We start from the raw sequence: 10,984 nt of genomic DNA, 5'->3' as shown, positions 1-10,984 counted from the left end.
TACTTCACTCATGCTTCATCGTTTTCAGGGTTCCACTTGTCCGTTAAAATCTCCCTTTGCGCCTGCCCGGTTGTGAGGACACGCCCGTCAACCGTTTTAACCTTGTCTTCAAGAGTTAAGGCTATCTCTCCCGTTTCCTCGTTTATAACCGGGAAATAGAGTTTAAAATCATCCTCGTGAAGGATAACCATCGTCCCGTCAAGAGATCGGCGGCGAGATTCTTGCAATATTCCCGCCCTGGCTGCTTTAGCCGTGTCGCAAAAAATGTAAAGGGGTTGTTGTTTCATTGTATTTAGATTTAATTAATTCTTCCTATTGATCTTATATATACATTCCCGAGTTGTTCCCGAATCTTAATCTCGATCTCTTCTGGCGACATGTTTTTCACGTCACGTTCGAGTTGTAACGTGATAACCTTTGTTTTGCTTACCAACTCGTCGTCATAAGCAACGAAATAAGATACTTCACGATTGGAACGAAGGATTATTGTACTGTGTATTCCCATTGTATTTAGATTTAAATTGTTACAAAAAAGCCGTTCTCGGGATCAACATCATCAATACCGGGAATGTTGTAAGGGATAAGATTCAATGTCCCGGACACGACCCCATAAGCGTTTTTGTTTTTCAGCATATTAGCACGATCGCCGTTTGTCGGCTGGAAATCCCACAGGTGGTAAACTGACTTGTCAGCGTTGAAAACCTCGTAACGGAGTACCTTGCCGTTAAAATACGAGCCGGTAGTACCGAATCCAATTCTCAAGAGACTACTGCTGTAGATTGCCCCACCTACCCCTTTAAATTCCTCGGGTACGCCGTTCACTGTCGCGGAGTATGTCCCATCCACGGCGATAGCCACTTCAACCCTGTACAATTTACCGGGCTGAACCACGGTCGTGCCGTAATACACGGTGGGGCTAGGTGTCGCTCCAGCTTCCCTGCCCACGCGAAATTGCATTCTCCCGTCAGTGGTAATAGCGAGGGAAAAGCCGTAAGCCACGCCACCGGAAGTCTGGTGACATAAATAGACTACCTGCTGCATGTTACCATCTCGTAATGCATCAAGGATAAATTCCACGACATGCGTTCTCGTGCTTCCATACCCCCACGGGTATAGAGATATAGAGTTATTATTACCGAGGTACTGGTCTATCCCGTTAAAATTCGCCGCCCATTTAGCCTCCTCGAGCCCCTCGATGGCTTCAACGGAGTAATCGAACTCCTCGTTATCGAACTGTTCTTCCTTTATAAATAACTTGCTTCCACGAGCGAAGACAGCCCCCGTTTTATCCTTCCACGGGAAACCCCAGTACAATTCCGGCTTCACGATATCCCCCCGGTTAGAATGCATCACCACGCTTGCCCCGAACAAACTCGTTTCGTCAAGGATTTCAGCGGGGGCGACAACTTCAATATCACACTTGGGATATTGTGTCGATAGAACGTGGTCTGTCGTTATCGCCCGTTCTGAAGGATTCTCCGGGCGAGGCGCACCATCCGCTAGGGCGGGAATAAATTCATCATCGGCGGGAGAGTACTTGTAAGCGGTTTCGCCAATAACTAGCATTACACCACGGAGTTCCACCGCGTTTCCGACCACTGAATTAAATACACCCGCGTAAATATTGATGTGCGGTCGGGCCGTGGCGTTTGGGTTATCTATTATCACGCGGGTAGCCTTGAGGGTTGACAGGGGCAAAGCTACTCCAGTTGACAAGTTTACCCCATCTATAATATTAAACGAAAGTGACGAAAGATTACCCGCCAACACCTTGACCTCCTCGATCGAGAGGGTTACTTTCGTGCCTACCGTCAATTGTGCCGCTATTTCTGGTGAAATATAAAACGTCCCAAAGCTGTTTCCTGTCGCTATACCACTAGCCGGAACACGCTTGAACGCCCCGCCCGTCACCAAGTTGGAAGCCCCGTTGTACTCCACGAGTTGGAGGTCGTAAATTAACGAGCCTTGATACGAGCCAAAAGTCGTGGTAATTTTAGTTATAGTTTTACCGGGGGGTGTCACAACCGAATAAACGGCTTTTGTCGTTTGTGATTTAGGTAATATTAGGTTTATGCTACTGCCATCGGAATAATTAATAATAAAATATAAACCATTACTTTCTGCCGATGATAAACCTAAACACTTCCACTGTACAGAAAGCCTGTATCGCTGGTTCGTCTTGTATTTTATCTTACCAGAGAAAACATCTTTAGGCACGCCATTCTCCCTGAATGTATTATATAATAAACTTTCATTTATTTTTAAATATTCTCCGTCAGCATCCTCCCCCGGTGTGCTTATGCCCGCCGATATCGCGTTCCAGTCATCGGAGATCATCGCCTTGCTGATAAGATTCACTCCCGTCAAATCGGGCAAAGCGTCAGCGATACACCTTATATCCATCCTTTTCCCCACTGCCGGGCAAGGTACTTTCAGTTTCCCGGAGAAAGTCCCCGTGATGCCACTCTCGCCCTCGGCGATTGTCGTGTAATTACTTCCCACTTTCTTTTGCCACCGGAAAATAGATCCTTCATACTCGCGGTCGCCCACGAAAAGGGGGTTATCAATCTCGATAATATCTCTCCGCTCCGTCGGGTCAACAACCTGCCCGAAAGGATAACCCGGCTTAACTCTTAAAGGCTCTTCCGTCGATATCGTCACGCCAAGAGTTATGGAGGCGGTAACGTTCACCACTTTCCCGTTCCTCGGGTCGGTGTATTTCGCCGTGAAGATCAAAACCACTCCATCAAGAGGGGTATTCTTCCTCGCGGTTAATTTTCCTCTACTATCCGTCGTACCGTTACGGTCAATAATATAAGCCGTGTTACTGTCGAGAATATTATGGGCGTCATCCACCACGTTCTCGTACCACCTTATATCCGTCAATTTACTGTTAATTATACCGGGAGCGATCACGCCTTTCGGGTCGGTAGCCCTGACCGTGAACAGAATTTCCAACGGGACAAGACCTCGATCGGGATCGTAAGTCTGGTAATTGGCGTCGTATGTCTGGTTTAAAGCCCCCGAAACGCTCCTTGAATAAGCGAGGTCAAGGGGAGTGTACCTTTTTCGTGTTTTAGCTAAAGCCTTTGCCATGTCATTATTAATTTAAATTCAAATATCCCTCGTTTGTACTCGTTTTGCCTTTATAATAAATCCTCGCCCTGCACCACAACAGGACGGGACTCCCCGTCTGCATGTTAGTCGGGAGCGTGCTACCGTCCACGTGTTGCGTGTCTGTCCTCGAGCCATAAACAGCCTTCCAAGCGGCATCAAATCCAGCGTCTCCCGTGTCAAGCCACCATTCCCATTCGTTCACGAGGTTATTTATCGGCTTACTCCCGGCGAAGACCTCGACAGAGGCGTCAAATAAAATGTCTAGCCTGTCCCAGAAATCCCACGACCCGGTACTGTTGTACATCTTCATGTTCAAGGCTGTATCACCGTCAGCAACCTGCCAGACATCAGAATCAAACCGGGGTTCTTCCGTTGTACCTTTCTCTCCTTCATAGACACACGTGTACCTCACGTGACCGTCCGTGACCTGATCGTAATAGAAGAAAGGGGCTTTCTCGATACTCCACAGTCCCTTGTAGCAAGGTACCCTTTGTTGGCTCACCCCGTCAAGGCTAACTTGGTAGAAATTGCCGGATGCTATCATGTTGGCGGCATAAATACTCGCCTTTTGCCTTATTCGCTCCGGTATATTCAAGGACGGGGGTAACATATCACCGATCTTCCCGATCAATACCTCCCTGTTTCTCCATGTAGGGGAATAGGTATCTACACCCGATTGCATCTCTATTATCTGGTCACGGGATGATAAACGAATACTGTTCTGTCTGGTGGTGTCCGTGAAATTACCTATCCTCTTGAAGGTCATCATCGGCTTGGGAGGGTACATGGGATCTTCCGGGTAAACCGTTATCTCCCCGTCACCGACTTCTGTTATCTCGAATTTTATCACTCGAAATCCCGTCTCTAGCTTGAAATCGGTAACGCAAATGTCATGTACCTTCAATTCACCCGTCCTCACGGATTCTTCACGGAGGATGCATTTATAATAACCTCCCTCTAACGCTTCCACGCTATCTATCTGTCCCCCTTCCGTCAAGATTACTTCATCACCGACGAGGCTTATTTGGTTCAAGAGGTACTCGGCAGCCGCGAAGAATTTACGGACTTTCAATATATCTACTTCGGTTTCAACACCCACCTTGAATCCCGTCAATCCAGAAGCAAAATCTATTGACATTAGATAGTCCGCTATCACGCTCTTGAACTTCACGGGGTCGGTAGTCCGGACGGGTTGATTCAAATAGTCCGCAAAATGATGACCTGCCCACAAATCAGAATCCCCTGCCTTGATCTTCTCGCCAAGGTACAAGATATACCCCTCGACTACTTGCAATTCTTCTTTCGTCCACACGTCTCCGGTCGTAAGGACAAATTCCAACAGCTTCTGCAAGGTCGCCTTGCCCGATTTAGGAGCATTGTTGCGATCAACCTCTATAACGCTATCCGGTTGTAATTCGGTTGGTGAAAGGTCTTTTATTCGCATCGGGACTCCCGATCCGCTCTGGTAAACACGTACCTCGTTATCCCCGCTACTACGGTACTCGCTACTGTTTCCTGTCGCTCTAGCCGATTCGGATGTTTCCCCGGACAGTTCGCTATAAGGCATAAACTGCTCTAAAGTACAATCCATCTCGTCTGTCAACAAATTTAGGGACGCTTCTTTCACGTGAAATAGCAAGTTACTGTATTTATCCCTCGTCAACATGAACGTTTGCAAATTCTCTCCTTGGATAATTCCAGAAAGCTGTTGCCGGGGAAAACCGATCCGGCTACACACGCATTTCAAAATCGTGTACAGGTAAGAGTCTGTCTTGTTCCCGTTCGTCCATGTTCGCGTAAAACCACCATTACCCCAAAGAATACCGTTAAACAACTTTTTGGCATTAGCGACGATTGGCGTATCCCCGAAAGCGATATCCATGGACGTGTAAGAAGTTGAAGCGTTGGTATTCAAATTCACATCAACATCAATTCCCGTGGTCACGTCATTCGTCACCACTACTTTATTTATATATAACCTGTATTGAGTGGTCACGACAGGATTCGAAATTTGAATGGTTAGTTTACCACTATCCGGGAAACCATTTGCCAGAATCTTGAACTCGGTGTAACTATCAACCCACGACATATCACCATCACCGAGATGTTGCGATTGATACGCCGATGACACCACTATATCTTCGCTTGTTGTTCTCCAGCCGGACTTGGTTAAATAGTGCGTCTTTGAACCACAAGCCAGTTTTATATGCACGTTAAATTCTCCGTTGCCCTCCGCGAATCCTTTCCCCATGGCATGAGAGATTATAAAAGTCGATGACGAGTTGGTTTTCTCCACATCTATCGTCTGGCGTATATAATTCGGTTCCTCTGCCGTTCCCCCGTTTGCCGACCTCCCGAGAATCCGAACGAATCCCATTCCGTCGTGAGTGAAATGTTTAACACGAGTGGGACTTTGCAACGTCGTGTATTCCCAGTTATTCAATTCACTCGAAAAATCGTAATTCGAGAGAAAAGATGGTTTTTTCCCGTAATCGTATGACAATTTCGTGCTCTTGTAAGCGGGTAATATATCTTTCTCTAAATTCCCGACAGGATAAAAATTATCCCCTATCGCTCCAAGCGTCCCCACGTCCAACAGGCGTTCGCCCTTTTTCGTCCCGGCATTACTGTAGATTAGGCTTTTTTTATCCAAATCCGTGTATTTCACCACGAACCATTTATTCTCGTGCTGCGTGACGAACGAATCCAAGCTTGTCATGCAAGATTCCAGTACCTCGTAGCAAGTTCTGCCCGAGAAAATGGAAGACTCAAGGATACTTTGCACGTGCATCACGTTACTCTCGCTCATGCTTGTTTCACGGAGAGAGGAAATAATTTCAAAATCAAGTGGAAGTGACGTTTGATCGCAACAATATTTTATCACGTCGAACAAGGTTCTCTCCCCGGTTAAAGCGAACGGAATATCTTTCAATATACCCAAACCGTCCGATGCTGTTACACTAACGTCATACGGGACGGCTATATAAGGCTCCGAGTATTTTTCCGGCAAGACATAACCACACCAAACCAACACTTCATTCCGGTATAACTCCACGAGGAATTTTTTGTTATCAACCGTGTATAATGATGTCAATTCCCCGTCCGTATCAGCCTGTATCTTTAATTCCAAAGAAGTACCCGAAATTCCTGAGTCAGAATCATCACGCCGGAGTACAGGAGCCGCCCCAAGAGCCTTATTTTCAGCCTCCCCCGTGTAATCCTTCTCTTTTATTACAATCCGATAATCATGTTTATACTTCTCGGAATCAAACCGTAATATATATCGTGTACCGTACATAATTATGTAGTTAAATTTTTACGTCTATTTTCCTTGTTTATTGCCGCTACAAGAGTGTTTCCCTGCAACTTGAACTCCCCGGATACTTCCACGTTTACACTTCGCGATACCTTGTCCAGAGTCCCCGATTTAGTCCTGACATCCAATTCATTAGAATATGCATTAGAAGAAAATGTACCTCCACCACCGTTCGCGACACTGCTTAGTGCGGATTTTGCGGCAGTTCCAAGAGCAACCAAAGCGACTCCTGCAGCAATTGCCCCTAATCCCCCTAATTTCACCAAGGAAGCCTTTATCGCTTCTGTTGCCATCCCAACTCCAATTGCTATTCTTCCCACTTGTATCGCCATATCCGCAAAAGCTCCCCCGACAAGTTTCGTGAACCCCGCCATACCCCCTCCACCCGCGATCAATTCTCCTATACTTTCTCCAACTCCCACTGCCATGTTTGCAAACGCACCACTTATCTCGTTAGAAATATCTAACATTTCTCCTTGAAGATTTCTCAATTCCCCGGTTGCGGGTTTCAATATTTTAGGGAGATCTATAATTTTCTGAAAAGCTGCCAAATACGGCGTATTATCTATCAATGCCCCTTCTACACCAAGAGATGGTTGTGCTTTAATAACAGGAACATCAACCTCCTGCCGAAGTTTAGCGTTTACAAGTTCTTTGTTTTTCGCTATCAGGGTTTCCAACCTGTTTATTTCACGGGTATAGGCTATCGCACTCGCTAGATCCGTCATTTCAACGGCACTCAAAAGCCCCTGATAGGATTTTATTTTATCACTTATTGCTTTGGATGTATTCTCGGACATTTTAGCGATTTCATCCACTGTCAAAGCCTTTATTTGCTCTTTAGCTTGCTGTAAACTAGCGATCTCTTTCTTTATCGAATCGGCAAAAACTTTGTCATTTTTATCAATTATCGTGTACAATTCATTATAAGCATTTATCTTATCATCAATATCTTGTATTGATTTCTCTGACATAGCTTGAATCTCTTTTTCTTTTTTCTGCTGTTCAGTCATTGCAGCCACACCCGATTTGCGTAACCTCGTTTCTTCAACGATTGCCGCGAGTGTTTCATTATAATCAAAATTACTATCTATATTTATTTTATTCCATTTCAAAAATGCTTCATTCAACTCTTCAAGAGACAAGGAATACAATTTCAGGTTCTTGATTTCTTTATCATTTATTTCTTTCAAGTAAATACCCTCTTCTGCTTGCATCCTGTTTTGTCTATTCAACCCGGGGACGAGATAACCAAGCCATTTTTTCCACGTGGGTATAGATTCATCAGCGATAACAGCGTTGTTTGCTTGTATCACTTTTGTCAAATATTTTATGGCTTCAATACTAGGAGTTACAGCCTTTCCCACCGTTTCTTTCAAATCCCCCCACGCGTTCGAGAGTTGCACGGTCGCTCCCGTTGCCGTGTTAGCGGCATTCGCGGCGGCACCTCCAAACTCCGTTTGTAACTCCTTAAGCATTATAAGCTGTGCCTCTTGCTTCTTGCCTTCCGCCACAAGTTTCTTTATTTGCGCTATTTGTTCCGTCGAGAAAGAAACTCCCGACCGTCTCAACGCATTTAAGCCAAGTTCAGGAGACTCTAACGCTTTACCTAGTTGTAAAGCGGCTTGATTCAAGTCAGTGTTCATCACGTAAGCCATGTCCTGTGCCGATTTTATAGCCTCCTTGAACACGTCTCCCTTAATAGACTTAAACGTTGCCATGATCGACATCGCGTCAATCGTTACTTCGTCCCCGTAGGTTGTTACGTCTTGCAGGGATGAAGCGTATTTTTTCATCTGGTCGGCGGTCAATTCCGCCGCCCCACCTGTTGCCTTAATTACAGATTCAAGCTTGTTTTCAGCTTTTTCTTGAACCTTCCACAAGTTCTGGCATTCCGTCAAAAATGATTTTATCGAGGAAAGAGCGAAAGCCCCGGCAATAACGCCCCCGACCTTTTTCATCGCCGAAGAAAAACCGGATACCTCTTTTTTCCCCTTGTTCAACCGATCCGAAAATTCTTTCGTGTCAGCCGTCAACCATACTTTTAACCTCGATATTACACTCATAACAGTTTACTCAATTTTAACGCGTTAGAAATATCATCATCTATTCTTTCCGTTTCTTCTTCATCCCACGGGAAACGCCAAAGTTTTTTCGGGTCTTTTATCTTGTCCTTTGATGCCAGTTGAATGTTTACCAGTGTTAGCGTCTGCAAGCGTATCAATTCGGCGGTCGCTTGATAATCTTGTTGCTTCATCCTGTTGAAGTAGTGGAGTTTCAAGAAGAAATCACGCAAAATCATTTCCCAAAACTCCACGCTACCCATTCCCAACATTCCAAGAGCGATCCCGAGATACTCGTCAAGCGTTACGCTCACCGCTTTTTTTTTGCCGTACTTTCCACGGCAATCCCGGTCGTTGCCTGCCTAACGTAAGACTTCGCGAACTCTGTCATTTCCATCGGCGCCATCATTGCTCCCAAGTCTTCTTCTGTCTCTTCAAGCTGCCGCCCCTCCAACCTTTCCCCTTCTTTAATACAGCAATGCGCCATCGTCAACATTCCATCGATGTTAAAGGATAGAACACTATCAATCTGGGTCAAGTCCTTTATCCCTTTTCGTTGGCAATAGTCCCGGATAGCGTTCCAGTTCACCGCTACCCGGTATTCTTTCCCGTTAATCGTTATCGTCTCTTTCATGCGCTCGCGGGTGTTTCTTTTTCAAGTTTACTCGTAGACGCGCAAGACAGGGAATAGGTCGCCTCACCGTCAGCGTTAGTGCTTTCAGAATAAGCGGTAATAATCATCTTCCCTTTTCTTCTCGTGCTTCCCTCCGCTAAGTCACCGTAAACAAAATCAAGCGGTTCCCCGGCTAATACCATGTCGATAATATCTTCACGATCCAAGCGAGTCGCTTTTTGCTCCGCCTCGTTCAATTCCATCACTCCCTCGACAGAGAAATCCGAATCGTAACCCGTTACGGTTTTGTTTGTTGTCCCTAGATCCTCCTTTGTCAAGGATTCTTTCACCTTCGGGGTGATATTAAATGTATTCGATGTTGTACCGGCAAGTAGTTTGCCTCCCGCCTTGAACACGATGTTATAACCATTAATTTGACTCATTTCAATATGTTTTAATTGTAAAATTTATTTCAGTGACGTATGCCCTATCGTCATCGTCAAAGTCTACCGAGGAAGAGATAAAAGTAACGTTCGTGTTCCTGTCCTGTAGAGATAATAAAGCCTCCCTGACCTTACCCGTCATAACAAGACTCTCGTCATATCCCTCGCAAACCAGTAAAACGCTCACCGAGTAATTCCCGAAACTACTAGAATCCTTGGTCTTCGTTCCCTCTTGTTTCATTTTATAGATAGCAAAAGGTAACGGGATATTTTCTTGATCCTCGAAATCGGCAATCTCCGGGTACACGTCCACGAATCCATGCAAAACCTCGTTTATTCTATTACCTAATCCCATGTTACTTCTTTTTGTCGTACTTTTCCGCTGACTTTTTTACTTCCTTGGGAATATTCGCTATAACAGTAGATTGAGTTTCATTCCACGCTTTCTCTGCCGCTAAGGCGGGTTTTATACCACCTTTCCAATGTCGGGACTTCTCTCGACGTGCAGATTTAAACTTGTGACTTCTTGCCCGGTTCGATAACGTCCCGTACTCCACCCAAATATTTCTCTGCCACTCGGAAATATAATTATCCCCCTTGCTCCTAACAGGCGTCCGCCTCGTTTGTCCTTTCCTAATTCTTCCCATTACCACCTCCTTTCTTACCTTTCCATGCCCCGGCAACTATCACGGGTATGTTACGTTTCTTGTTCAACACTTTAACCTTGTACAAGTGTCCGAACGTCGGGTTTAACGCCTTTGATCGATCGGTAAACGGCTTCATGGCTTTTCTTATCCCGGCGGCGACAACCCTCGTCGGGTAATCTTTTATCATCCGGGTAAAAACTCTTTTCACTTCCTCTTCTCCCTCTACTTTCATAGCAATTTAGCCGTTATGATCATGTAACGTCGTTTCACCTCTACCACTGATAGAATCTCGTACTCCTTTCCTTTAACAACAACCCGGTACGTGTTATCAACCCCGGCTAAAATGTACGTTGTCAACTCGATAACGCTCGCCAAAGCAATCTTGGTATCATCCGCACCCTCGCCGATCGTCTTGTACTCCATTTTAACGTATGCCTTCCCAGCTTCCACGTACTTCTTGTCTACCGCTCCCGTGCCTGTACGAGTCCTTTCAAGTCGTTTGAAAGTAACCATCTCGGTAAATTCACCACAGTTTATCGCTCCCATCTCCGGTAATGCTTTAACAGGTTTGTAGATGCTTTAGGTAAATTTTCAACGCTATCCGACGGGTTGTCAAATAACTTTCCAGCCATTAACAAGATAGCCGCACGAATATCGTAAGGCAATATTTTGTATCCCGTTTGGATGGTAATTTCCACCGTTTCGCCTTTCATGTCGGGTAATATAATTCTACTTCCCTCCACGTCCACACCCTCGACGATCTTTCCGTCCACGCGAACCTCCGC

13 protein-coding genes are annotated in these 10,984 nt (G+C 45.5%); all 13 read right to left on the bottom strand.

Annotated elements, in window-relative coordinates; translation table 11 throughout:
- Positions 1-8 precede the first annotated feature (8 nt).
- Positions 9-287, bottom strand: coding sequence for a hypothetical protein (locus tag Q5866_RS20310; RefSeq protein WP_303182178.1), 279 nt, complete (start codon positions 285-287; stop codon positions 9-11).
- A gap of 11 nt (positions 288-298) precedes the next feature.
- Positions 299-505: a hypothetical protein gene (locus Q5866_RS20305; RefSeq protein ID WP_303182176.1), complete on the bottom strand. Its 207-nt coding sequence runs from the start codon at positions 503-505 to the stop codon at positions 299-301.
- An 11-nt stretch (positions 506-516) separates the two neighbouring features.
- Complete coding sequence (locus Q5866_RS20300) at positions 517-3,096, bottom strand: hypothetical protein (RefSeq protein ID WP_303182174.1); 2,580 nt, start codon at positions 3,094-3,096, stop codon at positions 517-519.
- A 7-nt stretch (positions 3,097-3,103) separates the two neighbouring features.
- On the bottom strand, positions 3,104-6,415 hold the full coding sequence (locus Q5866_RS20295; protein ID WP_303182173.1) for a hypothetical protein: 3,312 nt from the start codon (positions 6,413-6,415) through the stop codon (positions 3,104-3,106).
- Positions 6,416-6,417: 2 nt separating this feature from the next.
- Entirely contained in the window at positions 6,418-8,499 is a 2,082-nt protein-coding gene (locus Q5866_RS20290; protein ID WP_303182171.1) for a phage tail length tape measure family protein, read from the bottom strand.
- Positions 8,496-8,810 carry a hypothetical protein gene (locus tag Q5866_RS20285; protein WP_303182169.1) on the bottom strand — a complete coding sequence of 105 codons (315 nt, stop codon included), beginning with the start codon at positions 8,808-8,810 and terminating at the stop codon, positions 8,496-8,498. The genes Q5866_RS20290 and Q5866_RS20285 overlap by 4 nt, the downstream gene beginning before the upstream one ends.
- Positions 8,807-9,130 carry a hypothetical protein gene (locus Q5866_RS20280; RefSeq protein ID WP_303182167.1) on the bottom strand — a complete coding sequence of 108 codons (324 nt, stop codon included), beginning with the start codon at positions 9,128-9,130 and terminating at the stop codon, positions 8,807-8,809. Before Q5866_RS20280 ends, Q5866_RS20285 begins: the two co-directional genes overlap by 4 nt.
- Complete coding sequence (locus Q5866_RS20275; protein ID WP_303182165.1) at positions 9,127-9,552, bottom strand: phage tail tube protein; 426 nt, start codon at positions 9,550-9,552, stop codon at positions 9,127-9,129. Before Q5866_RS20275 ends, Q5866_RS20280 begins: the two co-directional genes overlap by 4 nt.
- A 1-nt stretch (position 9,553) precedes the next feature.
- On the bottom strand, positions 9,554-9,907 hold the full coding sequence (locus Q5866_RS20270) for a hypothetical protein (protein ID WP_303182163.1): 354 nt from the start codon (positions 9,905-9,907) through the stop codon (positions 9,554-9,556).
- Position 9,908: 1 nt separating this feature from the next.
- Complete coding sequence (locus Q5866_RS20265; RefSeq protein WP_303182161.1) at positions 9,909-10,199, bottom strand: hypothetical protein; 291 nt, start codon at positions 10,197-10,199, stop codon at positions 9,909-9,911.
- Entirely contained in the window at positions 10,186-10,431 is a 246-nt protein-coding gene (locus Q5866_RS20260) for a hypothetical protein (protein WP_303182159.1), read from the bottom strand. The genes Q5866_RS20265 and Q5866_RS20260 overlap by 14 nt, the downstream gene beginning before the upstream one ends.
- On the bottom strand, positions 10,428-10,745 hold the full coding sequence (locus Q5866_RS20255) for a head-tail adaptor protein (protein ID WP_303182158.1): 318 nt from the start codon (positions 10,743-10,745) through the stop codon (positions 10,428-10,430). Before Q5866_RS20255 ends, Q5866_RS20260 begins: the two co-directional genes overlap by 4 nt.
- Positions 10,733-10,984 (bottom strand): hypothetical protein (locus tag Q5866_RS20250; RefSeq protein WP_303182156.1); only part of this gene is annotated, 252 nt, incomplete at its 5' end. The genes Q5866_RS20250 and Q5866_RS20255, both read right to left, overlap by 13 nt.

The sequence above is a fragment of the uncultured Butyricimonas sp. genome, from assembly GCF_959596855.1.
GTDB classification, from domain to species: domain Bacteria; phylum Bacteroidota; class Bacteroidia; order Bacteroidales; family Marinifilaceae; genus Butyricimonas; species Butyricimonas muris.
This window is presented reverse-complemented; position numbering and strand designations above follow the sequence as displayed.

Coding starts and splice junctions, on each gene's coding strand:
- Q5866_RS20305 (WP_303182176.1), bottom strand. CDS start 505: ATGGGAATACACAGTACAATAATCCTTCGTTCCAATCGTGAAGTATCT.
- Q5866_RS20295 (WP_303182173.1), bottom strand. CDS start 6,415: ATGTACGGTACACGATATATATTACGGTTTGATTCCGAGAAGTATAAA.
- Q5866_RS20255 (WP_303182158.1), bottom strand. CDS start 10,745: ATGGGAGCGATAAACTGTGGTGAATTTACCGAGATGGTTACTTTCAAA.
- Q5866_RS20280 (WP_303182167.1), bottom strand. CDS start 9,130: ATGAAAGAGACGATAACGATTAACGGGAAAGAATACCGGGTAGCGGTG.
- Q5866_RS20265 (WP_303182161.1), bottom strand. CDS start 10,199: ATGGGAAGAATTAGGAAAGGACAAACGAGGCGGACGCCTGTTAGGAGC.
- Q5866_RS20275 (WP_303182165.1), bottom strand. CDS start 9,552: ATGAGTCAAATTAATGGTTATAACATCGTGTTCAAGGCGGGAGGCAAA.
- Q5866_RS20260 (WP_303182159.1), bottom strand. CDS start 10,431: ATGAAAGTAGAGGGAGAAGAGGAAGTGAAAAGAGTTTTTACCCGGATG.
- Q5866_RS20300 (WP_303182174.1), bottom strand. CDS start 3,096: ATGGCAAAGGCTTTAGCTAAAACACGAAAAAGGTACACTCCCCTTGAC.
- Q5866_RS20290 (WP_303182171.1), bottom strand. CDS start 8,499: ATGAGTGTAATATCGAGGTTAAAAGTATGGTTGACGGCTGACACGAAA.
- Q5866_RS20310 (WP_303182178.1), bottom strand. CDS start 287: ATGAAACAACAACCCCTTTACATTTTTTGCGACACGGCTAAAGCAGCC.
- Q5866_RS20270 (WP_303182163.1), bottom strand. CDS start 9,907: ATGGGATTAGGTAATAGAATAAACGAGGTTTTGCATGGATTCGTGGAC.